The sequence below is a fragment of the Streptomyces sp. NPDC057099 genome, assembly GCF_042671245.1.
GTDB classification, from domain to species: Bacteria; Actinomycetota; Actinomycetes; order Streptomycetales; family Streptomycetaceae; genus Streptomyces; species Streptomyces purpurascens.
In genome coordinates, this window is record NZ_JBHUTX010000070.1 from 1 (window position 1) to 24,850 (window position 24,850).

The 24,850-nt window shown below is 71.8% G+C and carries 24 protein-coding genes, 1 tRNA gene and 2 pseudogenes; 16 read left to right on the forward strand and 11 right to left on the reverse strand.

Going from position 1 to position 24,850, the window contains the following annotated elements:
• From ACFT4A_RS40000 to ACFT4A_RS40020, 5 genes and pseudogenes are all read right to left on the reverse strand, one after another.
• A pseudogene (locus tag ACFT4A_RS40000) lies at positions 1-508 on the reverse strand (hypothetical protein); the annotation flags it as partial.
• Between the two features lie 39 nt (positions 509-547).
• Positions 548-622, reverse strand: a pseudogene (locus tag ACFT4A_RS40005) (hypothetical protein); the annotation flags it as partial.
• Positions 623-1,205: 583 nt separating this feature from the next.
• Entirely contained in the window at positions 1,206-1,751 is a 546-nt protein-coding gene (locus ACFT4A_RS40010) for a hypothetical protein (RefSeq protein ID WP_382840899.1), read from the reverse strand.
• A 142-nt stretch (positions 1,752-1,893) separates the two neighbouring features.
• Entirely contained in the window at positions 1,894-2,763 is an 870-nt protein-coding gene (locus tag ACFT4A_RS40015; protein ID WP_382840901.1) for a spermidine synthase, read from the reverse strand.
• A gap of 63 nt (positions 2,764-2,826) precedes the next feature.
• A complete protein-coding gene (locus ACFT4A_RS40020; RefSeq protein WP_382840904.1) occupies positions 2,827-3,177 on the reverse strand; it encodes a hypothetical protein in 351 nt (116 codons plus the stop codon).
• A gap of 247 nt (positions 3,178-3,424) precedes the next feature.
• On the opposite strand from ACFT4A_RS40020, the gene ACFT4A_RS40025 reads away from it, so the two are divergent.
• Complete coding sequence (locus tag ACFT4A_RS40025; protein WP_382840907.1) at positions 3,425-4,876, forward strand: hypothetical protein; 1,452 nt, start codon at positions 3,425-3,427, stop codon at positions 4,874-4,876.
• Between the two features lie 13 nt (positions 4,877-4,889).
• Here ACFT4A_RS40025 and ACFT4A_RS40030 read toward each other — a convergent pair whose 3' ends face one another.
• Positions 4,890-5,483 (reverse strand): histidine phosphatase family protein, encoded by a 594-nt coding sequence (locus tag ACFT4A_RS40030; RefSeq protein ID WP_382840910.1) that lies wholly within the window; start codon positions 5,481-5,483, stop codon positions 4,890-4,892.
• A gap of 189 nt (positions 5,484-5,672) precedes the next feature.
• Between ACFT4A_RS40030 and ACFT4A_RS40035 the strand changes: the two genes are divergently transcribed.
• The 7 genes from ACFT4A_RS40035 to ACFT4A_RS40065 all read left to right on the forward strand — a co-directional run bounded on the left by ACFT4A_RS40035 (position 5,673) and on the right by ACFT4A_RS40065 (position 12,106).
• On the forward strand, positions 5,673-6,698 hold the full coding sequence (locus tag ACFT4A_RS40035) for a phosphatase PAP2 family protein (protein ID WP_382840969.1): 1,026 nt from the start codon (positions 5,673-5,675) through the stop codon (positions 6,696-6,698).
• On the forward strand, positions 6,649-7,893 hold the full coding sequence (locus tag ACFT4A_RS40040) for a hypothetical protein (RefSeq protein WP_382840972.1): 1,245 nt from the start codon (positions 6,649-6,651) through the stop codon (positions 7,891-7,893). Before ACFT4A_RS40035 ends, ACFT4A_RS40040 begins: the two co-directional genes overlap by 50 nt.
• Complete coding sequence (locus tag ACFT4A_RS40045; protein ID WP_382840912.1) at positions 7,884-9,476, forward strand: hypothetical protein; 1,593 nt, start codon at positions 7,884-7,886, stop codon at positions 9,474-9,476. The genes ACFT4A_RS40040 and ACFT4A_RS40045 overlap by 10 nt, the downstream gene beginning before the upstream one ends.
• Positions 9,473-10,807, forward strand: coding sequence for an AAA family ATPase (locus ACFT4A_RS40050; protein WP_382840915.1), 1,335 nt, complete (start codon positions 9,473-9,475; stop codon positions 10,805-10,807). The genes ACFT4A_RS40045 and ACFT4A_RS40050 overlap by 4 nt, the downstream gene beginning before the upstream one ends.
• Before the next feature lie 157 nt (positions 10,808-10,964).
• On the forward strand, positions 10,965-11,333 hold the full coding sequence (locus ACFT4A_RS40055) for a hypothetical protein (RefSeq protein ID WP_193478260.1): 369 nt from the start codon (positions 10,965-10,967) through the stop codon (positions 11,331-11,333).
• A gap of 109 nt (positions 11,334-11,442) precedes the next feature.
• The gene (locus ACFT4A_RS40060; RefSeq protein ID WP_382840918.1) at positions 11,443-12,042 is read left to right on the forward strand and encodes a bifunctional DNA primase/polymerase; all 600 of its coding nucleotides are present in this window, start codon (positions 11,443-11,445) and stop codon (positions 12,040-12,042) included.
• Positions 12,033-12,106 (forward strand) — tRNA-Lys (locus ACFT4A_RS40065). The genes ACFT4A_RS40060 and ACFT4A_RS40065 overlap by 10 nt, the downstream gene beginning before the upstream one ends.
• Positions 12,107-12,174: 68 nt before the next feature.
• Here ACFT4A_RS40065 and ACFT4A_RS40070 read toward each other — a convergent pair.
• Positions 12,175-13,470, reverse strand: coding sequence for a M6 family metalloprotease domain-containing protein (locus ACFT4A_RS40070; RefSeq protein WP_382840921.1), 1,296 nt, complete (start codon positions 13,468-13,470; stop codon positions 12,175-12,177).
• 277 nt (positions 13,471-13,747) lie between these two features.
• On the opposite strand from ACFT4A_RS40070, the gene ACFT4A_RS40075 reads away from it, so the two are divergent.
• Positions 13,748-15,604 (forward strand): putative bifunctional diguanylate cyclase/phosphodiesterase, encoded by a 1,857-nt coding sequence (locus ACFT4A_RS40075; protein WP_382840924.1) that lies wholly within the window; start codon positions 13,748-13,750, stop codon positions 15,602-15,604.
• Here ACFT4A_RS40075 and ACFT4A_RS40080 read toward each other — a convergent pair.
• Positions 15,580-16,686 carry an LLM class flavin-dependent oxidoreductase gene (locus tag ACFT4A_RS40080; RefSeq protein WP_382840927.1) on the reverse strand — a complete coding sequence of 369 codons (1,107 nt, stop codon included), beginning with the start codon at positions 16,684-16,686 and terminating at the stop codon, positions 15,580-15,582. The genes ACFT4A_RS40075 and ACFT4A_RS40080 overlap by 25 nt on opposite strands.
• A 165-nt stretch (positions 16,687-16,851) precedes the next feature.
• Here ACFT4A_RS40080 and ACFT4A_RS40085 point away from each other — a divergent pair, with 165 nt between their 5' ends.
• Positions 16,852-16,986: a hypothetical protein gene (locus ACFT4A_RS40085; RefSeq protein WP_382840929.1), complete on the forward strand. Its 135-nt coding sequence runs from the start codon at positions 16,852-16,854 to the stop codon at positions 16,984-16,986.
• A gap of 60 nt (positions 16,987-17,046) precedes the next feature.
• Here the strand turns inward: ACFT4A_RS40085 and ACFT4A_RS40090 are convergent, their stop codons facing one another.
• Complete coding sequence (locus tag ACFT4A_RS40090) at positions 17,047-17,778, reverse strand: aspartate/glutamate racemase family protein (RefSeq protein ID WP_382840932.1); 732 nt, start codon at positions 17,776-17,778, stop codon at positions 17,047-17,049.
• Positions 17,775-18,590 (reverse strand): decarboxylase, encoded by an 816-nt coding sequence (locus ACFT4A_RS40095; RefSeq protein ID WP_382840934.1) that lies wholly within the window; start codon positions 18,588-18,590, stop codon positions 17,775-17,777. Before ACFT4A_RS40095 ends, ACFT4A_RS40090 begins: the two co-directional genes overlap by 4 nt.
• A 196-nt stretch (positions 18,591-18,786) precedes the next feature.
• On the opposite strand from ACFT4A_RS40095, the gene ACFT4A_RS40100 reads away from it, so the two are divergent.
• Both ACFT4A_RS40100 and ACFT4A_RS40105 read left to right on the forward strand, forming a co-directional pair.
• Positions 18,787-19,734, forward strand: a complete 948-nt coding sequence (locus tag ACFT4A_RS40100; protein WP_382840937.1) for a D-2-hydroxyacid dehydrogenase — start codon at positions 18,787-18,789, stop codon at positions 19,732-19,734.
• Between the two features lie 17 nt (positions 19,735-19,751).
• Entirely contained in the window at positions 19,752-21,161 is a 1,410-nt protein-coding gene (locus ACFT4A_RS40105; RefSeq protein ID WP_382840940.1) for an amidase, read from the forward strand.
• Here the strand turns inward: ACFT4A_RS40105 and ACFT4A_RS40110 are convergent.
• Entirely contained in the window at positions 21,142-21,636 is a 495-nt protein-coding gene (locus ACFT4A_RS40110) for a DUF3830 family protein (RefSeq protein WP_215121167.1), read from the reverse strand. The two genes, ACFT4A_RS40105 and ACFT4A_RS40110, sit on opposite strands and share 20 nt — an antisense overlap.
• Positions 21,637-21,743: 107 nt before the next feature.
• On the opposite strand from ACFT4A_RS40110, the gene ehuB reads away from it, so the two are divergent.
• Genes ehuB through ehuA form a run of 4 tightly spaced genes read left to right on the forward strand, consistent with a single transcriptional unit; the run spans position 21,744 to position 24,817 of the window.
• A complete protein-coding gene (gene ehuB / locus ACFT4A_RS40115; protein ID WP_382840943.1) occupies positions 21,744-22,685 on the forward strand; it encodes an ectoine/hydroxyectoine ABC transporter substrate-binding protein EhuB in 942 nt (313 codons plus the stop codon).
• Positions 22,682-23,383: an ectoine/hydroxyectoine ABC transporter permease subunit EhuC gene (ehuC, locus tag ACFT4A_RS40120; protein ID WP_382840946.1), complete on the forward strand. Its 702-nt coding sequence runs from the start codon at positions 22,682-22,684 to the stop codon at positions 23,381-23,383. Before ehuB ends, ehuC begins: the two co-directional genes overlap by 4 nt.
• On the forward strand, positions 23,380-24,030 hold the full coding sequence (ehuD, locus tag ACFT4A_RS40125; protein WP_376388300.1) for an ectoine/hydroxyectoine ABC transporter permease subunit EhuD: 651 nt from the start codon (positions 23,380-23,382) through the stop codon (positions 24,028-24,030). The genes ehuC and ehuD overlap by 4 nt, the downstream gene beginning before the upstream one ends.
• On the forward strand, positions 24,020-24,817 hold the full coding sequence (ehuA, locus tag ACFT4A_RS40130) for an ectoine/hydroxyectoine ABC transporter ATP-binding protein EhuA (RefSeq protein ID WP_382840950.1): 798 nt from the start codon (positions 24,020-24,022) through the stop codon (positions 24,815-24,817). Before ehuD ends, ehuA begins: the two co-directional genes overlap by 11 nt.
• The last annotated feature ends 33 nt before the right edge of the window (positions 24,818-24,850 follow it).

Sequence of the window (24,850 nt, forward strand, 5' to 3'; positions counted from 1 at the left end):
TCCGGCAAGATCGCCCCTGACATGCCAGCAGCCAAGTACACTCCCGACGATGCCTCTGACCAGGCCAGATAGCGAAACGCTGCTGGAGTACTAGCTCCACAACGGTGTTTCGGCGGACTTGTTGGGCGTCCAACTGGGCGAGCTTGTCCTGGGCTCCGGCAAGACTGACCTCAAGCCCTTCCAGCTCGCCCAGCCAGCCCTCGCGTTCGGCTTCGATGATGCGGGCCAGGAGGGTGTCGCGGATCTCGACCAGGCGGCCGCGCTGGTCGGGCTCGGGACGGAGCATCGAGCAGCGGACGCAGGCGTGTTCGTGGATGCACGAGGTACCGAACGCGCGAGCGCAGATGCCGATGGAGAGCTTGCGGCGCTCGAAGTGCCCAAGGAAGGCATCCCACTCCTCCGCGGTGGGGGTGCGGTATTCCTCGCTAGGGCGCAGAGAGCGGCGGCGGGCGATGAACGCGCGGTGGGCTTCGATGGCTTCGGCCGGGTAGATCGCGTTGTAGCCCATGGTGGTGTCGATGTCGGCGTGTCCGGCGATGACCTGGGCGATGTGGGGTGGCAGCCCGCTGCGGATCGCGTCGGTGATGAAGATCCGCCGGAAGTCGTGCGGGTCGAAGTCCAGGGGGGAGTCCGCTGGCGTCGGTCAGGCCGGTCGCTTCCAGGACGTCGTTGAGACATGCGCGCAGGAACTCGCCGGTCATGTGGGAGGGCTCGCCGCTGCGGTCGTACTGGAACAGCAGCGGCATCGGCGGGTTCCACACGCGCTCGTTGTAGTCGTAGGCGACGACGCGGGGGACGGCTCCGGTACGCGGGTCGCGGATGCGGGTGATGATGGTGCTCAGGACGTCGGCGAGTTCGGGGCTGACCAGCAGGACACGTTCCTGGTCGGTCTTGGACGGGGCAATTTGCAGTAGCGGCACCACCTCGCCGGTCGTGGGCAGCCGGTACTGGATCAGACTTTGGTGGCTGGCCTCCAGCATCTCCTCGATCCGGGCTCCGGTGTGCTGGAGGAACTCGATCGTCGCCCACCCCCAAAACGCCCGGTGCTCGCGCTGGGCCAGATCCCGGCGGCCCCCAGCGTGGTCGTAGACCCAGGTGGATCCGGGCCTCTTCGCGCGGGTGAAGGTCTCGCCGAGCACCTCGAACCGGCCGCGGGCCGGCGCCTCGCGCACCGCGTCCAGGCGAAGGCGGGCCTGGTCCAGGAGTTACTTGGCCACGCGGACGACCGTGGGCAGGGCGGGCAGTCGCTCCCGGGTGCGCTGGTCCGTACGGGCCTTGACCCGCTGACTGGTCTTCTTGAGGTTGAGATCGGCCTCGCTGATGGGGCAGGGGGCCACCCACGGCCCCCATCGGGCCGGCTCCTCGCTGGCCCACTGGGCCAGGTCGAGATACAGGGCGCGAACCGCGATCATCAAGGTGGCCGAGTCCAGGCGGGGCGTGACGACGTCGTAAAAGGTGCCGTCACTGCGGCGGCGGCGCTCGGTCTTCGTCCTGGCGCGTTGCTTCCACTGGGCGGCAACGTCCTGTGGCAGGCGCAGGGAGTCGATCCCGGGATGGTGGGCTTCCAGGTCGGCCCAGAAGGATCGGGCCAGGAACCGGGAGATGTTGTCCAGGGTCGCGTAGTCAAGGCCGGGCTGGCGTTCCTTGAAGAAGACGTCTACTGGTTCAACCACCGAGCCGCTGCCGTCCACCAACTGGTACGGCATCCAGGGGGCGGCGGTCTCCACCAGCCAGCCCACCTGCGGCAGCACAAACCCCGTCAGATCTCTCTCTGAACCACCATGTCCGAGCACGGCCCGGAAGGTAGCAGAGTCACGTCCTGACCTGCGGGTTTACGGTCACTAGTTCAGTCAACGTGACCGTGCGGAGTTCCGTGCGGAGTTCTTTGCGGGGTCATCTGAACACCGACGCGGGCGGCGCCGGGGAGGCCACCGCCGCGAGGTCCGTCACGGGCACGGCCCCGCCGGTGAAGTCGGTGAGCGTCCTGCCGTGCTCGACCCGGCCGGGATGCGGGTCGGAGGCGGCGCGGCGGGTCAGTTCGGCGACGGGCAGGGGGTGGTCGGAGGCGACCAGGACGGCGTTCCCGAAGCGCTTGCCGCGCAGCACCGTCGGGTCGGCGATCAGCGCGAGCTGCTCGAAACGGGCGGCGGCGGTGGCGATCTGGCCGCGCAGATGGGCCAGCGGCGGCCCGTCGGCGAGGTTGACGGCGTAGACACCGCCGGGCTTGAGGGCCCTGCGCACATCGTCGAGGAACTCGGTCGAGGTCAGATGGGCCGGGGTCCGGGCCCCGCTGAACACATCGGTGACGACGAGATCGGCCCAGCCGTCCGGCACCTTGGCGAGGCCCTCGCGGGCGTCGACGGACCGCACCCGGATCCGCGCGTTCGGATCCAACGGCAGCTCCCGGCGGACCAGTTGCACGAGGGCGGCGTCCCGTTCGACGACCTGCTGGGTGGAGCGGGGGCGGGTGGCGGCGACGTAGCGGGCGAGGGTGAACGCGCCGCCGCCGAGGTGCACGGCGTGCACGGGCCGCCCGGGCGGAGCGGCGAGGTCGATGACGTGCCCGAGCCGGCGCTGGTACTCGAAGGACAGGTACGCCGGGTCGTCCAGGTCGACGTGCGACTGCGGGGCTCCGTCGATCACCAGGGTCCAGGCGCGGACCCGCTCACGGTCGGGGATCAGCTCGGCGAGCCCGCCGTCGACGCTCTCGACGACGGCCTCCGCGTCGGCCTGTCTGCGCCGGCCGCTCCTCGACTTTCCCATGGGGTCATTATCGGGGTCGGCCCGGTAAGCGGGGCGTACGCTCCGGGGCAGCCGCTCAGCGCCTCAGCGGCAGCTGTCCGCGGCCTTGATCATCCGGGCCGCCTCCCCCAGGGCCTCGCGCAGGACCGCGGGATCCGTCGCCAGGTCCGCCTCCCCGGGCGGCAGCAGCCAGTCCGAGCCCTCCACCGGCGGCTCGGGGGCCAGGGGCGTGCCGCGCCCGTCGGTCCCGGTGCAGGTGCTGCCCGGCATGTCCCATGCCGCGGCCGTCCCCGGCGGCACCAGGAAGCCCAGCGTGCCGCCCCCGTCGTCGTGCAGGACGGGCCCGACCGCTTCCGCGGGGCCGCGCCGCAGGATGTCGACCGCCTCCAGACCCTGCCGGGCCGGCACCGTCACGACATCGCAGCTGATCTCCATCCCGGCCTCCTTCCGGTCCTTCAACGCGGGCGCCCGTCAACGGCTACGGCGGAAGTCAGCCGCAAAGGATGGCAGTTCATGGCAGATCACGTATGAGATATCCGGTTTGTAGCCAAACCCAGCGTGACGACTCCGGCACAGCAGGTACGTTCTTGCTCGCCGGACGCAAGACGAGGCCTTACGGGCAATACGCACAAGCCTCATCATTTCCGGCATGGTTCGACGGTTCGCACGAGAGGACCCGGCCATGGCGTCGTCAACAGTGACCTCGTCTCAACCCGACCGGCCGTCACGGCCGAACCTCGCCTTCCGGCAGCTGCGCGGACAGCGCTCGCCGGCCGAGTTCGCCGCGGTGATCCGCCGGGCCGCCCTCGAGATCGGCGAGCAGGTCAGCTGTGACGCCCGGTACATCGGCCGGGTCGAGGCGGGCGAGATCCGCTGCCCCAACTACGCGTACGAACGGGTGTTCCTGCATATGTTCCCAGGCCGCACGCTCACCGATCTGGGCTTCGCGCCCCGCTCGTCGGTACGCGGACGCCGGGCGCGCGACACCGAGGACGCGCCCCTGACGTGCACCACGAACCCGGCGAACGCCACGAGTGAGACCAGCGGGGCGTGCGAGCCGTATGAAACACAGAACCCGTACGACCCGTACCACCCGCACGACACCTACGAGGAGAGCGACGTGCTACGTCGCGCATTCATGACCAGCGGGGGCGCCACCGTGGCCGCCGCCTCGCTGGGACCCGTCGGCCTCGCCCTCGACGCCGCGGCGGCACAGCGCCCCGTGCGCCGCGCCGGGGGCAGTGACGCGGGTGCCCTGGAAGAAGCCGTCCGCCGTATCCGGCTGCTCGACGACCGGCACGGAGCCGACGGCCTCTACCGCCGCGCCGCCGCCCCGCTGCGCGCCGCCTACGCCCTGCTGGACGCCGGCGCGACCCGGCAGACCACAGCGGACCGGCTCTACTCCGGCGCCGGTGAACTGGCCATCTCCGTGGGCTGGCTGGCCCACGACTCGGGACGCTTCGACGACGCCCGCTCCCACTACGCGGAGGCGCTCGCGACCGCCCGGATGACCGGCGATCCGGGCCTGGAGGCGCACGCCTTCTGCAACACGGCGTTCCTCGCGCGCGACGCGGGTCGGCCGCGCGAGGCGGTCCGGGCGGCCCAGGCCGCGCAGCGCGTCGCCCGGCCCGTGGGCTCGGCCCGGCTGATGTCGCTGCTCTCGCTGCGCGAGGCGGGCGGCTGGGCGGGACTCGCCGACCGCGTCGGCTGCGAACAGGCACTGGTCCGGGCGCAGGCCCTCTTCGACCGCGGCACCTCGGACGCCGACCCCGAGTGGATGAGCTTCTACGGAGAGGCCGAACTGGAGGGCCTGGAGGCGCAGTGCTGGTCCGCGCTCGGCGACTGGCGCCGGGCGGCACGGCACGCGCGGCGGGCGGCCGACCTGCAGGATCCGCACTTCACACGGAACATCGCGCTGTACACGGCGGAGCTGGCGGACGATCTCGCGCGGGGCGGACGGCCCGACGAGGCGGCGACGGCGGGGATGCGGGTGCTGGATCTGCTGGAGGAGGTCCAGTCGTCCCGGATCCAGACGATGCTGGCGGCCACGGCACGCGTGCTGCTGCCGCATCGCCGGGCTTCCGGGGTGTCGGCGTTCCTGGAGCGGCACGCGTCGGCCCCGAGGGTCACCTAGCCATGCCCTCTGGCTACCCCAGGTGCCCGAGGTCGTTCCAGCTCTCGATCGCCGACTCGCCGTAGGCCCACCCCAGGACGGACAGGGACGTCGGGTTCAGCCGTATCCGCGCCGCGAAGTCGATCGGCAGGCCCAGCCATCGCGCCCCGAGGGTGCGCAGGATGTGCCCGTGGGCGAAGACCAGGACGTCACGGTCCTCGGAGCGCGCCCAGGAGACCACCTCGTCCGCCCGGGCCGTCACCTCGGCGAGGGTCTCGCCCTCGGGGACGCCGTCGCGCCAGATCAGCCAGCCGGGCCGGACGGCCTGGATGTCCGCCGGGGTCATGCCCTCGTAGGCCCCGTAGTCGACCTCGAGCAACGCGTCCCAGGCACGCGCGCGGTCGCCGAAACCGGCCAGTTCACATGTTTCACGCGCGCGTGACAGCGGGCTGGTGCGCACCTCGACGCCGGACAGTCCGTCGTACGGCGCCCGGTGCAGACGTTCGCCGAGCAGCTTGGCACCACGCCTGCCCTCCTCCAGGAGGGGTACATCGGTCCTGCCGGTGTGCTTGCCGGACAGGGACCACTCGGTCTGTCCGTGCCGGGCCAGCAGGATGCGCGGAGCCATGGGGGACCTTTCCGGAAGAAAAACGCGAGCGGAACTCCTCCATCATCGCGCACGCTGGTGACGGGCAACCCGGGGGGCGATCTCTGCGTCTTTGAGGTCCGGAGGGCGCCCCCAGGGCGCGCACAGGCACCGTAAGGTGGCACGACCGGCCGGCGGGGAGCCGTGACGACGAAGGGGGAGGGCGATCGGATGCCGCACACCGAGACACCGGGCACCGAGGCGGCCCTTGCGCCCCGGCTGCGCTGGTGGACGGAGCTGCCGCTCATCCTGCTGGTGTACGCGTGCTACTCGGCGGGCCGGCTCCTCGTGCGGGGCGACGTCTCCGGGGCGGTCGACAACGGTCTGGCGATCCTGAAGATCGAGAAGGCCCTGTTCCTCAACGCCGAGCACCCGCTCAACCGCCTCTTCACGCACGAGGCCTGGATAGGCATACCGGCGGACTTCTGGTACGCGTCGCTGCACTACCTGGTCACGCCGGCGATCCTCATATGGCTCTTCCGCTCCCGGACCGTGCGCTACCGCGCCGCGCGCACCTGGCTGTGGACGTCGACCTTCGTGGGCCTGATCGGCTTCACGCTGCTGCCGACCTGCCCGCCCCGACTCCTCGACGCGAGCCACGGCTTCGTGGACACGATGGCCCAGTACAGCTCGTACGGCTGGTGGGGCGGCGAGGCGAGCGCCCCGCGGGGCCTGGGGGGCATGACCAACCAGTACGCGGCCATGCCGAGTCTGCACGTGGGCTGGGCCCTGTGGTGCGGAGTGATGCTGTGGCGCTACGGCGGTACGCGCCTGGCGAAGGCGGCCGCCGTCGCCTACCCGCTGATCACCACGATCGTGGTCATGGGCACCGCCAACCACTACTTCCTCGACGCGGTCGCGGGCGCGGCCGTCATGGGCGTCGGACTGCTGCTGGCACCGCTGGTGATGCGCACGGCGGACCGGGTCAGGGCGCGGTTCCTGCCGCGGTTCGCGACGGTCGCCCCCGTCACGGCGGACTCCGCTTCCGCAGCTGCTTCCGCAGCTGCTTCCGCAGCCACTTCCGCCGCGGGTTCCTCGGCCACTACCGCCGCTAGTTCCGCGGATGTCAGTGCCGGATGCCAGACTTCCGCGGGTGAGCGAATTCCACGGCAGCGCGATGCGCGGTACGGAGCGGGAGCCGAGCCGAGTGCCTCCCCCCAGGACGCGGGGGACGGCGCTCCGGCAGCGGCTCGCTGAGCTGCGCGGGCCCGACGTACCCGCGAAGGCACTGGACGCGCGCGCTCTGGCGGCACTGGCCGCCAACCCCGGTTGTGCGCGCCGCGCGATCCTCGACGGTGCCGGGGTGAACAAGGCGGCGCTGGCGAGCGCGCTGGGTGCGCCGTCGGCCTTCGGACAGTCCCAGTTCGCGCTCACGCGGGGCAACGCGTTCGAGGCGCGGGTCAAGGCCGACGGCGGCGCGGAGCTGCTGCGGCTGGTGCACGAGAAGCTGGACCGGACCGCCGAGCCGCCCGCCGAGGCGCGCGTGCCCGACCTGACCGCGACCGGCCCCCAGGGGCGTACGGCCCGTACGGCGCTGGAGCTGCGCGAGGCCACCGAGCACCCCGGCGCGTGGACGCTGCTCGACCACCCGATGCTCGCGCTGGACGTCGCGGGCTCCCCGGCGTTCCTGGAACCGGACGCGGTGGTGGTGCACCCGGACGGCAGCTGGACCGTGGTCGAGATCAAGTCCTTCCCGCTGCTGGACGGTTCGGCGGATCCGGCGAAGGTCGGGGCGGCGGCCCGGCAGGCGGCGGTGTACGTGCTGGCCCTGGAGGAGGTCGCGGAGCATCTCGGCGCGGAGCCGGAGGGGCGCGCCGGTGTCGAGGGGGCGAGCGCGCGGAGGCCCGAGGGGTCGAGCACGACCGTCCCCTCGACACCGGCTGAGGCGCCCCGGAGGCGGAGCGCCCAGGGCAGGGCTCCGGCCCCGCGCGTGCGGCACCGGGTGCTGCTCGTCTGTCCCCGGGACTTCTCCAATCTGCCGGCCGCGTCGGCCGTCGACATCCGCAAGCAGCGCGCGGTGACGGCCCGCCAGCTGGCCCGGCTGACCCGTATCGAGGACATCGCCGACGAGCTCCCCGAGGGCACGTGCTTCTCCCCCGAGCTGCCCGCCGACGAGCTGACGTCCGCCGTGGAGTCGGTGCCGGCGACGTACGCGCCCGAGTGCCTGTCCGCGTGCGAGCTGGCCTTCCACTGCCGGGGCCGGTCCCGGGAGGCGGGCGCGGTGACGACGCTCGGCCGCCCGGCGCGGGCGGAACTGGGCGGCCTGGAGACCGTCGAGGACGTCCTCGCGGCGGCCCGTGGGGAGGCCGGGGATCCCGCTGACCCGGCGGTGGCGGCGCTGCGGCGGGCGGCGGCCCTGCGTGCCGAGGCCCTGGAGGCGGCGTGTCGCTGATCTCCACCCTGGCCCGGCTCGAGGCCGTCAGCACCGGCCGCGCCCAGCCCGCCGCCACCGTCCGGCACCGGCATCTCGGCGACCGCCCGCTGGTGTTCGTACCGCTCATCACCGCCGGTGAGGCCGGCGCCCCGCTCGGCGCGCTGGTCGGCACCGACCGGGACGAGCCGCGGCTGCTGGTCGTCCCGCAGCCCCGCGACCGCGACCTCAGGTTCGCGTTCCTCGCCGAACTGGCCGACGTGGTGCTGCCGTACGTCGACGCGTACGCCGAGGTCGTGGAGGCCGCCGAGCGCACCGAGACCGACCCGGAGACCGGCAAGCGCGTCAAGGTCGAGGTCGACCTGTGCGCGGACGCCCCGCAGCTGATCGTGCCGAGCCGCGCGGGCATCGACCTGGTGCGGCTGCTCGGACGCTCCACCCGCTTCCGGCGTACGGCGGAACAGGACCCGGAAGCCCCGTATCCGGCGCCGCCCCGGGTGCCGTTGCTCGGGCGGTGGCTGACGCACTTCGGGGAGCGGGCCCGGGTGCCCGGTTCCTCGCTGCTGCTGGCGATGACCGACGTCCTGGGCCGGCACTGGGCGACCGGGCAGTCCACCCTGGAGGACCAGCATCTGGGGGCGCTGCTCGCCTGGATCGACCCGCCGGAGGGCCTGTCCGGTGCCGAGGCGGCGCTGCGGGCCGAGCTGGAGCGGGACGAGCGGGGCCAGCTGACGTGCCCTCCGGCCGGTCCGGCCACCGACCCGGCGTTCGACAACAAGCTGCTCGCCCCGGCCATCGAGCGCTACGACCGGGCCCGCACGGCCCACGCCGTCGCCGAGGACGGTCTGCAGGCCGACGACCGGCTCGGCTCGCTGACCGTGGCCGAGCGGGAGATCCGCGACCTGGTGCTCAGCCGTACCCGGCCCACCTGGGACGCGATCTGGCGCGGCCTGGATCTGCTGCGGGAGCTGCCCGCGGGGGCGTATGCCGAGGAGCGGTGGACGCGGGACCGCTGGTCCTTCACCGGTCACCGTGACCGGGTCCTGGCCGGCGAGCCCCCGCAGCCGCGCCGCGACGACGCGGTCACCGCGGCGAACAAGCTGGCCACGCGCGAGCGCGAACAGGCCCGGCTGGAGGCGCAGGAGGCCCTCGACGATCCGCTGGTGATGGCCGGACGGCGGCTGTCCGGGGAGGCGTTCGCGGGCGAGGTCACCGATGTCGTGATGACGTACAGCGAGGGCAAGCGGCCGAGCCCCCGCCCCCTGGTCACGGTCCGCACGGACGACCGACCGCATCTCGGGGAGCGGACGAAGGTGTACCGGTCGCTGGGCGGGAAGCCGCAGTCGGCGGAGTTCGTCGGGGACGAGGAGGACGGCGCGTACGTCGTACTGCGGGTCCTCGACAAGATGGGCCGCGGCAAGGAGCCCGAGCCGGGGTCGGTACCGGAGAAGGGCGACCGGGTCTGCTTCACGCTCTTCGAGCACGAGCAGCGGGGCGGTGCGAAGCTCCCCGACCCGGAGGAGACGCCGTGGACGCACGGCGGGCCGCCCGGTGAGCCGACGCTGGAGACGGCCGACCCGGTGACCGAGGAGGACGTGCTGTGACGACGGTCTTCGACCCTGCCGCCGCCGCGACCCAGGCCACCGACGCGATCCTCCACGACACGCTGCACGGCACCGCGCGCGGTGTGGTCGTCGACTCTCCGCCCGGTGCCGGAAAGTCCACGCTGGTCGTGCGCGCGGCCCTCGAACTCGCCGAGGCCGGCCACTCGTTGATGGTCGTCGCGCAGACCAACGCCCAGGTCGACGACCTCGTCCTGAGGCTCGCCGAGAAGAATCCCGAGCTGGCGGTGGGCCGGCTGCACAGCAGCGACGCCGACCCGTACGACAAGGCGCTCGACGACCTGCCGAACGTCCGCAAGTCGGCGAAGGCGGGCGACCTCGCCGGGCTGGCCGTGGTGCTCTCGACGGCGGCGAAGTGGGCCCACGTCAAGGTCGACGAACCGTGGCGGCACGCGATCGTCGACGAGGCGTACCAGATGCGCTCGGACGCGCTGCTCGCGGTGGCCGGGCTGTTCGAGCGGGCACTGTTCGTGGGCGACCCGGGGCAGCTGGACCCGTTCGCGATCGTGGGCAGCGAGCAGTGGGCGGGCCTCGCGTACGACCCGTCGGCCTCGGCGGTGACGACCCTGCTCGCGCACAACCCGGAGCTGCCCCAGCACCGTCTGCCGGTCTCCTGGCGGCTCCCGGCCTCGGCGGCTCCCCTGGTGTCGGACGCGTTCTACCCGTTCACGCCGTTCCGCAGCGGCACCGGCCCGGGCGACCGGGCCCTGTCCTTCGCGGTCCCCTCCGACGGGTCGGGCCCGGACCGGGTGATCGACGAGGCGGCCGTATCGGGCTGGGGCCTGCTGGAGCTGCCCGCGCGCCACACCCCGCGCACGGACCCGGAGGCGGTACGGGCGGTGGCGACGGTCGTACGGCGCCTGCTGGACCGGGGCGGCGCGGCGACGTCGGAGCGCTCGACGGACCCCTCGCCCCTCACCGCCGACCGCGTCGCCGTCGGCACGGCGCACCGGGACCAGGCGGCGGCGGTCCGTGCCGCCCTGGCCGACCTCGGCGTCACCGACGTGGTCGTGGACACGGCGAACCGGCTGCAGGGACGTGAGTACGACGTCACGGTGGTCCTCCACCCCCTCTCCGGCCGCCCCGACGCCACGGCCTTCCACCTGGAAACAGGCCGCCTCTGCGTCCTGGCCTCCCGCCACCGGCACGCCTGCATCGTGGTGTGCCGAGCGGGAGTGAGCGACCTGCTGGACGACTATCCGTCGACGGAGCCGGTGCAACTGGGGACGGTGGTGAAGTTTCCAGACGGGTGGGAGGCGAACCATGCGGTGCTGGCGCATCTGGCGGAGCACCGGGTCGTGTGGCGTTCGTAACGTGGCTGAACATCGCGGGTCCCGGCGCCCCTGACGAACGCCCGGTGGTGTGGCAGCCGTACCCACTCCCGCGATGCCCACTTGCGCGCCCGCGAGACAATGGACGGTGGCCCGCTCCACCGGGAGGGCCGTGCGCGACGTACGAGGAGGAGAAGACATGGCGGAGCCCACGCCGCGTCGGAACGAACCGCGGCTACGCCCCGCGCCCCTGCTTTTCGAGCCCGCGGAGGCGGCCTCCGACCCTGAGCACTTCTTCGACCTCGAGTCGATCGACGATCCCCGGGCCCTGCTGGCCCGGTCGACGGAGCTGACGCTGGCGTTCCGGGCCGCGGCGGACCGGGCCGTGGAGTTCCAGGCGATCGCGGCGGCGCAGCTGGCCGATCCACGGCGGTTCGACCGGCTGACGACCGCGGACATCGCCGAGCGGGCCGAGTGGACCGAGGACTACGCCAAGAAGATGGTCGAGTTCGGCCGGGACCTGCTGCGGGGCGGCGTCGAGGGCCGGGGGCCCGTCGACCCGGTGTGATCTACGTGGCATATGCCAGGCGGGCAAGATACTCCCTCCCACCCCCTCCTGTCCCGGTTTCCCGCAACCCTCGGGAACCGCATGCTCACGGCCGGTAGATGTAGATGTCATGAGCAGCGGATGGAACGCCTCCCATGTCACCCCGGACGGAGCCGCCTGGCTCGCTTCGGCAGGAACGTATCCGCGAAGCACGCTCGCCCTCTGGGCGGAGCGGCCCGACGCGCCGATCGTGCTGCCCTGCGGGGCGGTCTTCGACGTGGTGAGCGCGCCGTCGATGTTCGGGCGGCGGATGCTCGACCGGCTGTGGGACGACGGCCCCGGCTCGGGCCCGGTCGCGGAGTTCCGCGGCCGCATGCTGCTGTTCGCCGCGCCGGGCACGGCCCAGCGGCTGCCGGCGCTGCTGGAGTGGGAGGAGTGGGGCACGCACGGCCGTGACGGCGGGGAGACCGGCCGCACGGGCGCCGTACCGCCCCTGCTGTGCCACGGCACGGGCGACGCCGTGACCATCCCCGCACCGACGGAGCCCACCTCCCCCGCCCGCTCCGGCTGCCGCTGGCTCGTCGCCCCGGACACCCGTCTGCCCTGGCTCCCGGGCCCGGAAGTACTGCTGTGGGCGGCCGTGCGGGCGGCCCGTTCGGCGGTGCGGATTTCGATTTTTCCTCCCGCCGACCAGGGTGCTAAGGTCTACGACGTCAGCAGGCGCCGCTAGCTCAGTTGGTTAGAGCAGCTGACTCTTAATCAGCGGGTCCGGGGTTCGAGTCCCTGGCGGCGCACAGACGGTGAAAGGCCCCTCGCGAGAGCGAGGGGCCTTTCGCATGCCCGCGACGCTCTCACGACGCCCTCAGCGGCCCACCGTGATCTTCACCGTCCACGCCCCCGAAGCCGTACGCCCCTCCACCTCCACCCGTACGCCCTCCCCCGGCACCGTGAAGCTCTCGCCGAGGGCGATCGGCGCGTCCGCGAGGGGCGGGTACACCGAATCCTCCCAGCACGCCTCGGTCCGCGGATGGGCGTCGATCACCTCGATGGGGCCGCCCCCGGACTGCGCCTCGCCCCGCACCCGGTAGACGAGCACCCCCTGCCGGCACGCGGTCGTGTCGTTGCCCACCGGCCCCCGCGCCTCGAAGGCGAGCACACTGTCGGGGCCCGTCCGCACCACCGCGAGCTTGGTGCCCCGCCCGAGACCGAAGACCGGCGCGCCTGCCGCACCCGAGACCGGCACCCCGGGCGCCGCCGCCAGCGGCTCCAGGGTCAGCCGGGCGGGCCGCGCGTCCTGCACACACCGCACCTGCCGCGGATCCAGCCAGCCCAGCTTCCACTTGTGCCAGCCGAACAGATCGGGGGCGAGTCCGAACTGGCTGCCCATCAGATCCCAGTCGCCGACATGGGTGTCCCAGTCGCCCTTGCCGTCGGCGGGCCGGTGGTAGAGGTCGGGCAGATCGAAGACGTGCCCGGTCTCATGGGCGAGGACGAGCCGGTCCGGCGGATGCTGCTCGAACACCGTGACGACCCGGCGCAGATCGGCGCCGTCGGCCCGCATCGGGCTGGTGAGGTTGACGACCTTGGTCGCGTCGGAGTCCACGCCGGGCGCGTCCGGGTCGGCGACGAAGTACACGACGTCGTAGCGCGAGAAGTCGACCTCCGGGTCGGCCGCGGCGAGCGCGTCCCGCAGATACGCGGCCCGGTGCTCGGCGCTCCAGTCGCGCTGTATGGCGTACGCCGTGGACGCCCGCGGCATCTGGATCCAGTGCCCGAGCGGATGCGGGCGCAGGGTGAAGCGACCATAGGAAGCCCGTTCGAAGAATCGGGTGGTGTCCGGGAAGTGGTCGGCGGTCAGTTCCTGCGGTGTGGTCAGCGGACGGGCGTCCGGGAAGGACAGGAAGACCATGACCGCGTCCAGGGAGCGGGCCGGGCGCGGATAGGCGGCGTTCCAGGTGTCCAGGCCCTCGGAGTGGTGGGCGTCGGTGCGGGTCAGGGCGCAGGGCTCGGCCGAGTCGGGCCCCGCGGCCGAGTGGCCGGCACCGAGGGAGGTGGCGGCGAGGGCCGACATGGTGGTGAACACGGCCGCGGTACTGCGCAGTCGGGCGCGCGAGAACTGACGCGGCACGGATACCTCCGGGTACGGTTCGCGGGACACCGCACCCAGCCTGTGTCGATTTGTATGACTGCGCCCTGTTTGCCTGCACCAGTCGGGTGAAGGAGCCGAAACATCGCGGAAGGCGACATCCCAGAAGCACTCACGGAATGTCACAACTGGTCGGGGGCCTGAAGAAGCCGTCCAGGTGCGAGCAGAAACGATCTGGCAGAAGGGCCGGTTGGTCGGGAACACTGGACACCGGCTGGAAGGCCCTGGGGCCAGCCTCTATGATCGGCACACTTTCCTGACCTTTCCTGCACGGACAGAGATCGAATACATGCGGGAGCGAGCGGTGAGCGGAACCTCCGAAGGGCCGGCGCCCGCGGCAGTCGACCGGCCGGTCGTCACAGAGAGTGAGATCGATACGTCCCCCCGTACCGAGCACGTGTCGCAGCCGCCCTATCGCTCCGTCTTCACGGCCGCCCCGCTCGCCATGGCCGTCGTGGACCGCGAGGGCACGGTCGTCAGCGCCAACGACTCACTCGCCGCGCTGCTCGGCACCGCCCCGGACGAACTCGCCGGGGCCGTCGCCGCCGATCTGGTCGACCTCACCTCCGACGCCCGCACCTGGCACGCCTATCGCGAGGTGCTGCGCGGCCGGCAGTCCCGGCTGCGCTGCACCCGCCGCCTCAAGCACCCCGACGGGCACTCGCTGTGGGTGCAGGTGACGGTCGCGCCGCTGCCCGCCGACGACCGGGGCGTGCTCCTGTCCGTCGCCGACATCAGCTCCCGCCGGGAACTCCAGGCCCGGCTGCGGCACTTGCAGATGCACGACGCGGTGACCCGGCTGCCCAACCGCACGCTGTTCTTCGAACGCCTGTCGGCCGCACTGGAGGCCGAGTCGTACGAGCAGAGCGGCACGGGCCGGATCGGGCTGTGCTATCTGGACCTGGACGGCTTCAAGGCCATCAACGACACCCTCGGCCACCGCGTCGGCGACCGGCTGCTGGCCGCCGTCGCCGAGCGTCTGATGCGCTGCGCGGACGAGACGGGTTTCGCCCGCACCAGCACCCCGCTGGTGGCCCGGCTCGGCGGCGACGAGTTCGCGCTGCTCGTCGAGGACTCCACGGGCACCGAACAACTGGCCGAGCTGGCCGAAGCCGTGCTGCGGGCGATCCAGGACCCCTTCGACATCTCCGGCCAGCGGCTGTCGGTGTCGGCGTCGATCGGGGTCGTGGAGCGGCACGCGGCCGGGACGACCCCGACCGCCCTGGTCCAGGCGGCGGACACGACGCTCTACTGGGCGAAGGCCGACGGCAAGGCCCGCTGGACGCTGTTCGACCCGGAGCGCAACGCCCACCGCATGACCCGCCAGGCCCTCGCCTCCACGCTCCGGCCGGCCATCGACCGGGGCGAGTTCCGGCTGGAGTACCAGCCGCTGGTCGGCATGGAGGACGACCGGCTGCACGGGGTCGAGGCGCTCATCCGCTGGAATCATCCTCAGTTCGGCGTACTGACGCCGAATCGGTTCATCGGACTGGCCGAGGAGGACGGCTCGATCGTCCCGCTGGGCCGCTGGGTGCTGCGTACGGCCTGCCGGCAGGCCCGGCGCTGGCAGCGGGAGCACCCGGACGAGCCGCCGATCTTCGTCAGCGTCAATGTGGCGGTCCGCCAGGTCTGGGACTCGGACCTGGTCGCGGACGTGGCCGAGACCCTGGCCGAGACGGGCCTCGCGCCGCATCTGCTCCAGCTGGAGCTGACCGAGTCGGCGGTGATGGGCTCGGGCGGCCGGCCGCTGCAGGCGCTGAAGGCGCTTAGCGACATGGGCGTGCGCATCGCCATCGACGACTTCGGCACGGGCTACTCGAACCTCGCGTATCTGAGCCGGCTGCCGGTGTCGGTACTGAAGCTGGACGGTTCGTTCGTGCGGGGCTTCCAGTACGACGACCGGGACACGACGGCGCGCCCGAACCCGGCCGACGAGGTGGTGGTCGAGGCGATGATCCAGCTCGCGCACCGGCTCGGGCTGACCGTGACGGCCGAGTGCGTGGAGACCTCGGCTCAGGCGGTCCGGCTGCGGCGCATCGGCTGCGACACCGGACAGGGCTGGCTGTACTCCCGTCCGGTGTCGCCGGACCGTATCTCCGAGCTGCTGGGCACGCCGGACGTTCAGGCGGGCGTCGGCAACCCGTAGGCGTCGGCGATGAGTTCGTAGCTGCGGACCCGGACGTCGCCGCCGTGCGCGTTGGCCGTGATCATCAGCTCGTCGGCGCCGGTGCGCGTGGCGAGGTCGTCGAGGCCGGAGCGGACCTCGTCCGGAGTGCCGTGGATGACGTTGGCGTTCCAGGAGTCGACGAAGTCGCGCTCCATGGGGCTGAACTCGTAGGCAGCCGCCTCCTCGGGGCTGGGCACGAGGCCGGGGCGGCCGGTGCGCAGCCGGACCATGCTGAGGGCCGCGGCCAGCACCTGCCGGCGGGCCTCCTTCTCCTCGTCGGCGGCGAGGGCGGAGACGCCGATGAGTGCGTACGGCCGGTCGAGCACGGCGGACGGCTGGAAGGACTCCCGGTACAGGTCCAGGGCCGGGAGGGTGTTCTGCGCCGAGAAGTGGTGCGCGAAGGCGAAGGGCAGTCCGAGGACACCGGCGAGGCGGGCGCTGAAGCCGGAGGAGCCGAGCAGCCAGAGCGGCGGCCGGTGCGGGGACTGGACGCCGCCGGGGGACGTGGCCTGGACCGGACCGGGTACGGCGTGGATACGGCGGTAGCGGTGCCCGTCGGGGAAGTCGTCGTCGAGGAAGCGGGTCAGCTCGGCGAGCTGCTCGGGGAAGTCGTCGGCGCCCTCGTTGAGCCGGTCCGTGCGGCGCAGGGCGGCGGCCGTGGCGCCGTCCGTGCCGGGGGCGCGGCCGAGGCCGAGGTCGATCCGGCCCGGGGCCATGGCCTCCAGCGTGCCGAACTGCTCGGCGATCACCAGCGGGGCGTGGTTGGGCAGCATCACGCCGCCCGAGCCGAGCCGGATGCGGTCGGTGTGGGCGGCGAGGTGGGCCAGGATCACGGCGGGCGACGACGAGGCCACGCCCGGCATGGAGTGGTGCTCGGCGATCCAGTAGCGGTGGAAACCGCGGGCCTCCGCGAGGCGGGCCAGCTCGACGCTGGTGCGCAGCGCGTCGGAGGCGGTACGGCCGGCCCCCACGGTGACCAGGTCCAGTACGGAGAGGGGAACGGGCGCGCTGCCCTGCGCCGCGCCGCGTATCTCGTCGCCGCGTGTCTCATCTGCCGCCACGGTGGGGTGCCTCCTGCTGTGGGCCGTGTGCTGTCGTTCCGGCTCTAACAGGGGACTGTCTCCGGTTATTCCCCTCGGGGCGAGCCCGACAAAGAGGTGTGGCCGATTCCGGACCCCATGGAGCAGAGCTTCGAGGGAACAGCACCTGGTGAGGAGGTGCCTGCGATGGGAGCTTCGGCAGACGACGTCACGCTGGCCTACAAGGGCCTGGGGCTGCTGCCTGACTGGGCGGCGATCGCCCTCGCCGTGCTTCTCTGTGTCTGGCTGGTCGTCTTCCTGGTCCGGCGCAAGCGGTCATAGGCCGAACTCGTCCCCGCCGCCCGGGCAACAGCCCGAGGCGGCGGGGACGGCAGGCGTCGGTCACGCCTGGATGATCGGCTCCCTCGTGAACAGCGCGCCCAGTTCCGGTGCGTTCACGCGGCGGTCGGCCAGGCGGAGGCACTCCCAGACCGTGACCTGGTTGGCGGTGAGGATCGGCTTGCCGAGCTCCTTCTCCAGGGCCGGGATGTGCGCGGCCGTGTGCAGGGCCGTGTCCGGGAGGAGGAGGGCCTCGGCGTCGGGGTGGTCGGAGTCGCGGGCCAGGGCGAGGAGTTCCGCCTCGCCCCAGGTGCCGACCTCGGCGGCCGTGATGATGCCGGAGCTGTTGACCGACACGACCTCCACGCCGTCCGAGCGAAGAAACCGCGCGAAGAGCTGGGCGACGTCGTCCGGGTACGTGGCGCCGATCGCGACCCGCCGCGCCCCCAGCTCCTTCACCGCGTGCGCGAAGGCGAAGGACGTCGAGGAGGCGGGCATGCCGGCCGTCTGCGCCAGGGAGCGGACCTGCTCCTGGGCACCGTCCCAGCCGTAGACGAAGCTGCCGCTCGTGCAGGCCCACACCACGGCCTCGGCGCCCGCGTGCCGCAGCTCCTGGACGCCCGCCGCCAGCCGGCCCGCGGAGCCCATCTCCAGCAGCGCGTCGACCCGGTGCGCGTCCTCACCGATATCGGTGTGCACCAGGTCCACCCGGATGTCGCTGCCCAGCAACTGCTCGATGCGCGGATAGTCGTCCTCGGCCGAGTGGCCCGGGTAGAGAAATCCCAGTGCTGTCATGTCCAGCCTTCCTGCTGCTGCTCTTCTTCCGGCACTACTGGACCGGGGTCCACCCCCGGCGATCCGAGACCGGCGCGCGCCTCCGGGTTGATCAGCGCTTGATACGGTCCCACCGCACGGGTACCCAGTCGGCGCAGCGCAGCCCACATCGTCACTTGGTTGGCCGAGATCACCGGGATCCGCAGCTCGGCCTCCAGCTGCGGGATGACGTCGTAGGTGGGCAGGTTGGTACAGCTGATGAACAGGGCGTCGGCGTCGCCGCGTACGGCCTGCCGGGCCATGTCCACCACCTCCCGGTAGGGGACCTTCCAGATGTGCCGGGTCAGGCCCATGAAGGCGCACCCGGAGATCGCGACGCCGGCCTGGGCGACGTAGGCCTCCAGCGACTGCGTCACCGACACCGTGTACGGCGTCACCAGCGCGAGCCGCCGTACGTCCAGCTCCACCAGGGCCTCCAGCAGCCCGCCCGAGGTGGTGATCGCCGGTACGGCACCGGCCCTGCTCATCGCCTCGCACATCGCGCGCTCGCCCATGACGCCGCCGACGAAACTGCCCGACGTACAGGCGTAGGCGATGACCTCGGGGGCGACCGCGTTGATGGTGCGGACCGCCTCGCTCAGCGTCTCGTGCTCGCTGACCAGGCGTGCCAGATCGAGGCTCACCTCGACCGGCACGAACGGTGTTCGTGTCACATGCAGGGAGACCTCGTCCGGCACCCAGCGCCACAGCTCGCGGTCGAGGGCGAAGTCGAAGGGGGCGACGACGCCGACCCCGCGCTGCGGGCTGGGCCCGCCGAGAAATGAGACGTCCATGCAGGCACCGGCCTCACGCTGGGCAACTGGAGTGCAACGGATCGTGGGAACGCCCGTGTTGACGACGGTAGGTTCGGGTGCGAGCGTGGTCAATCCGTCCGGATCACTCCTTGGTCAACACCTGGTTAACTCGTCGTCACCGGCCGACGTCCGCAGGCCGGCCCGCACCGCCGCACGGCTGGAGAAACGGCTGCTCATGCCCACTCCCACCCTCCTCGTCCTGGACGCCGAACCCCTGCCCCGCCTCGGCCGGCTCACCGGCCGCGCCCGGATCGAACACACCGACGCGGAGGGTCTCGCCGAGCGCCTGCCGCATGCGGACGCGTTGCTGGTGTGGGACTTCACCTCACGCGCCGTGCGGGACGCGTGGCCGGGCGAGGGTCCGCGGCCACGCTGGGTGCATACGGCGAGCGCCGGTGTGGACCATCTGATGTGTCCGGAACTCGCCGCTTCCGACACGGTGGTGACGAACGCGCGCGGGATCTTCGACCAGCCGATCGCCGAGTACGTCGCCGCGCTCGTCCTGGCGATGGCCAAGGATCTGCCGCGCACGCTGGACTTGCAGCGGGAGCGGACCTGGCGGCACCGCGAGTCGCACAAGGTCGCCGGGGGCAAGGCCGTCGTGGTGGGCTCCGGGCCGATCGGCCGGGCGATCGAGGGCATGCTGAAGGCGCTGGGCCTCACGACCGCGCTCGTGGGCCGCGCCCCCCGCAGCGGTGTGCACGGCCCGGAGGACCTGGACCGGCTGCTGGCGCGCGCCGACTGGGTGATCGCGGCGGCGCCGCTCACCGAGCAGACGCACGGCATGTTCGACGCCCGCCGCTTCGGGGTGATGCAGCCCTCCGCCCGGTTCGTCAACATCGGCCGGGGCCAGCTGGTCGTCGAGGACGATCTCGCCGACGCCCTGTCCAAGCACTGGATCTCCGGTGCCGCCCTGGACGTCTTCGAGGCCGAACCCCTGACCCCAGACAGCCCGTTGTGGCAGCTCCCGGGCCTGATCGTGTCCCCGCACATGAGCGGCGACATCGTCGGCTGGCGGGACGAGCTCGGCGCCCAGTTCGTGGATCTTTACGAACTCTGGGCGAGCGGGGAGCCGCTGAAGAACGTGGTCGACAAGCAGCGTGGGTACGTACCCGGGCACTGACGTTCCTTGGAGGGTGGATGACCGAGCTCACCGACCTGACCGCCGTACGACTCCTCGACGGGTACCGCAAGGGCGAGTGGAGTCCCGTGGAGGCGACCCGGGCGGCCCTGGAGCGGGCCGAGGCGATCCAGCCGGAGGTGAACGCCTTCGTCCGGCTGACCGCCGAGGACGCCCTGGCCCGGGCCCGCGAGTCGGAGGAGCGATGGCGGCGCGGTGAGCCGCAGGGGCTGCTGGACGGCGTGCCCGTCACGGTGAAGGACATCCTGCTGCAGCGCGGCGCGCCGACCCTGCGCGGCTCGAAGGCCGTGGACCCGGCGGGCCGCTGGGACGAGGACGCCCCGTCCGTGGCGCGGCTGCGGGAGCACGGGGCGGTCTTCATCGGCAAGACGACGACCCCCGAGTACGGCTGGAAGGGCGTGACGGACTCGCCGCTCAGCGGCGTGACCCGCAACCCGTACGACCCCTCGCGCACCGCCGGCGGGTCGAGCGGCGGCAGCGCGGCGGCCGTGGCGCTCGGCGCGGGGCCGCTGTCGCTGGGCACGGACGGCGGCGGCAGTGTCCGGATCCCGGCGTCGTTCTGCGGGATCTTCGCGCTGAAGCCGACGTACGGGCGGGTGCCCCTCTACCCGGCGAGCGCGTTCGGGACGCTGGCGCACGTCGGGCCGATGACCCGGGACGCGGCGGACTCGGCGCTGCTGATGGACGTGATCGGCCACCCGGACTCGCGCGACTGGTCGGCGCTCGCCCCGCCGCCGGGTGCGTACACGGACGGTCTGACGGGCGGGGTGCGCGGGCTGCGTGTGGCGTACTCGCCGACGCTGGGCGGGCAGGTGGCGGTGCGGCCGGAGGTCGCGACGGCGGTGCGCCGGGCGGTGGAGCGGCTGGCGGAGCTCGGCGCGTACGTCACGGAGACCGACCCGGATCTCACCGACCCCGTGGAGGCCTTCCACACCCTGTGGTTCAGCGGGGCGGCCCGGGTGACCGAGCATCTGGGACCGCACCAGCGGGAATTGCTGGACCCGGGCCTCAGGGAGATCTGCGCGCAGGGCGCCAGTGCCTCGGCGCTGGACTATCTGGCGGCGGTGGACGTCCGGATGGACCTGGGCCGCCGGATGGGCGACTTCCACGACACCTACGACCTGCTCGTCACCCCGACCCTGCCGATCACGGCGTTCGAGGCGGGCGCCGAGGTACCGAAGGGATCAGGCCACCGGCGCTGGACGGGCTGGACGCCGTTCACCTACCCGTTCAACATGACGCAGCAGCCCGCGGCGAGCGTGCCGGTCGGCGCGGACGAGGACGGTCTGCCGATCGGTCTGCAGCTCGTGGCCGCCCGGCACCGGGACGATCTGGTGCTGCGGGCGGCCCACGCGCTGTACGAGGCCGGCGTGGCGTCCGCCGGCCGGGTCAGGCCCTCCGGAAGCTGAGGGTCTCCCCCGCCGCTCCCGACCTCCACAGGTCGTTGCACGCCTCGGCCATGTTCTCCAGGCCGTCGACGACCTGGCCCCAGACGATGCCGGGGACCCAGCCGACATCGCCGTTCAGCAGCAGGTTGTTGCGTTCGTAGAACAGGGCCAGGTCGACGAGCGTGGTCCCGGCGCGGACCTCGCGGTCGTAGCCGTAGGACTTGGTGCCCAGCTCCGCCCCGGCGAAGGTGAAATAACACAGATCGCCGGGAATGGGGGTGATGGTCGGATTTTCGAGGGGTGGCTCGGTTTCGGCGAATGGCGGGAAAAGAGCGTAGATCTCATTTCGTGCGTACTTCGCGTGGTAGACGTCGCCGGCCAGCGGAAGGGAATCCCAGACGGCCGCGCACGTGATCGGCGCGCGGTCGTCCAGCAGCTTGGCCGTGCAGGTCACGTCACGCTTGACCAGCGAGAGTTCGATGTAACGATCAGCCATGCCCTCCATGGGAGACCCCCTCGGCCCCGCGGTCAAGAGCGCGTCGGCCAAGTGCGGGGCTCGAAAAGACCGGCATAACTCGGGTCCGGTCGGGTAGCCGCGCGCCCATGGCTCCACCACAGAGAAGCCCCCTCAGAATTCCGGACCCCATATCCCGGACCGTGTCCGGGGCCGTGTCCGGTCCCACACGCCGATCGCTGCTCGCGGGGGTCGCGGCGCTCGGCGCGCTGGGCGCCACCGGATGCAGCCGGGTCGCCACCGCCTCGGACGTCAAGGGCGGTGATCTCCTCGAACGGCTCCGGGCCGCGGGGGTCGTCCGCCTCGGCATCGCCGGCGAGATCCCGTTCGGGTTCATCGACAAGAACGGCAAGCTGACCGGTGAGGCACCGGAACTGGCCAAGGTGATCTTCAAGCGCCTCGGCGTCGACCGGGTCCAGCCCGTGCCGACCGAGTTCGGCTCGCTCATCCCGGGTCTGAACTCGCAGCAGTTCGACGTCGTCGCGGCCGGGATGTACGTCAACCCGGAGCGCTGCGAGCAGGTCATCTTCTCCGACCCGGACTACCAGATGCTCGACGCGTTCATCGTGCGCAAGGGCAACCCGAAGGGGCTGCACAGCTACAAGGACGTCGTCGCGAAGAAGGCGAAGTTCGCCACCGGGACCGGCTACGCCGAGATCCAGTACGCCGTCGAGGCGGGGTACAAGGAGAGCGACATCCTCATCGTCCCGGACCAGGTCGCGGGCCTGAACGCGGTCGAGGCGGGGCGCGTGGACGTGTTCGCCGGTACGGCGCTCACCGCCCGCGAGGTGGTGAAGAAGTCCGCCAAGGCGGAGTCGACCAAGCCCTTCACACCGATCGTCGGCGGCAAGCCGCACGTCGACGGAGGCGCCTTCGCGTTCCGGCCGACCGAGACGAACCTGCGGGACGCCTTCAACGTCGAGCTGCGCAAGCTCAAGAAGAGCGGCGAACTGTTCCGCATCCTGCAGCCCTTCGGTTTCACCAAGGCCGAGATGACGGATCTGACCGCGAAGGAGCTGTGCGGCGGATGACCTCGGGACTCTGGGAACTCGTACTGAAGGGCGTGTGGACCACCGTCCAGCTGCTCTTCTTCAGCGCTCTGCTGGGCGCGGCCGTCTCCTTCGTGGTCGGCGTCGCGCGCAGCCACCGGCTGCGGTTCGTCCGCTTCCTGGCGGGCTTCTACACCGAGGTGTTCCGCGGCACCTCCGCCCTGGTCATGATCTTCTGGGTGTTCTTCGTGCTGCCGGTCGCCTTCGGCTGGCAGCTGGTGCCGCTGTGGGCGGGCACCCTCGCGCTCGGGCTGACCTACGGCGCGTACGGCGCCGAGATCGTGCGCGGCGCGCTGAGCTCGGTCGACCCGGCGCAGCAGGAGGGCGGCATCGCCCTCAGCTTCACGCCCTGGCAGCGACTGCGGCTGATCCTGCTGCCGCAGGCGGTGCCGGAGATGATCCCGCCGTTCTCGAATCTGCTGATCGAGCTGCTCAAGGGCACCGCGCTGGTGTCGATCACGGGCATGGGCGACCTGACGTTCAGCGCGAACCTGGTGCGCCTCGCGCTGCAGGAGAGCGCGGAGATCTACACGTACATCCTGGTCATCTACTTCGTGATCGCCTTCCTGCTCACCCGGGTCATGCGCGGACTGGAGAAGAAGCTCAAGGCCGGGGTCGGGAAGCAGCCCGACAGCAAGACCCGGACGCCTGAGCCGGCCGTGGTGGAGGGAGTCCGATGAACTGGGACTGGAGCGCGGTCTCCGACTTCATGCCGGACTTCTGGAAGGGCCTGCTGGTCACCCTGCAGATCCTGCTGTTCGGCTCGCTGATCTCCTTCGTGCTGGGCCTGGCCTGGGCGCTGCTGATGCGGGTGCCCTCGCGCTGGGTGACCTGGCCGGTCGGGGCGGTCACGGAGTTCGTCCGCAACACCCCGCTGCTGGTGCAGCTGTTCTTCCTCTTCTACGTCCTGCCCGAGTGGGGCCTGACCTTCTCGGCGCTGACCACCGGCGTCTTCGCCATCGGGCTGCACTACTCGACGTACACGATGCAGGTCTACCGGGCCGGTATCGAGGCCGTGCCGGTCGGCCAGTGGGAGGCGGCGACGGCGCTGAACCTGCCGCTGCGGCGGACCTGGACCGCGGTGATCCTGCCGCAGGCGGTGCGCCGCGTGGTCCCCGCGCTCGGCAACTACGTCATCGCGATGCTCAAGGACACGCCGATGCTGATGGCGATCACCGTCCTGGAGATGCTCGGCCACGCGCGCCTGTTCTCTCAGGAGCACTTCCAGTTCACCGAGCCCCTCACGGTGATCGGCGTGGCCTTCATCGTCATTTCCTACCTGGCCTCCCTTGCCCTGCGAGCCCTGGAGCGACGCCTTGCCCACTGACACTCTCCCCACCCCCGGGACCGATCCCGAGAAGAACCCCGCCAAGAGCACCGGCGAGCTGATCCGGCTGGAACAGGTCACCAAGCGGTTCGGCCAGAACACCGTCCTGGACCACCTGGACTTCTCGGTCGACGCCGGCAAGCACGTCACCCTGATCGGCCCGTCCGGCTCCGGCAAGACGACGATCCTGCGGCTGCTGATGACCCTGCTCAAGCCCGACGAGGGCACGATCACGGTCGACGGGCAGCAGCTGTTCCCCGCCTCCGACAAGGAGGTGCGCGAGGTCCGCAAGAAGATCGGGATGGTGTTCCAGCAGTTCAACCTGTTCCCGAACATGACCGTGCTGCGCAACCTCACCGAGGCGCCGGTCACCGTCCTCGGCATGTCGAAGGACGAGGCCGTGGAGCGGGCCAAGGGCCTGCTGGACATGGTGGGCCTGGCCGACCGGTGCGACGCCCACCCCTCTCAGCTCTCCGGCGGCCAGCAGCAGCGCGTGGCGATCGCCCGGGCCCTGGCGATGCAGCCCAAGGTGCTGCTGCTGGACGAGGTCACCTCCGCGCTCGACCCGGAGCTGGTCGCGGGCGTGCTGGACCTGCTGCGGGACATCGCCCGCAGCACGGACATCACCATGCTCTGTGTGACCCACGAGATGAATTTCGCCCGGGACATCTCCGACCAGGTACTGATGTTCGACTCCGGCCGGGTCATCGAGTCGGGCCCGCCGGAGAAGATCTTCAGCGACCCGGAGCTGGACCGGACGAGGGAGTTCCTCAGCGCGGTGCTGTGACCGCGGCCCGCGAACAGGACCGACGTCGGGCCC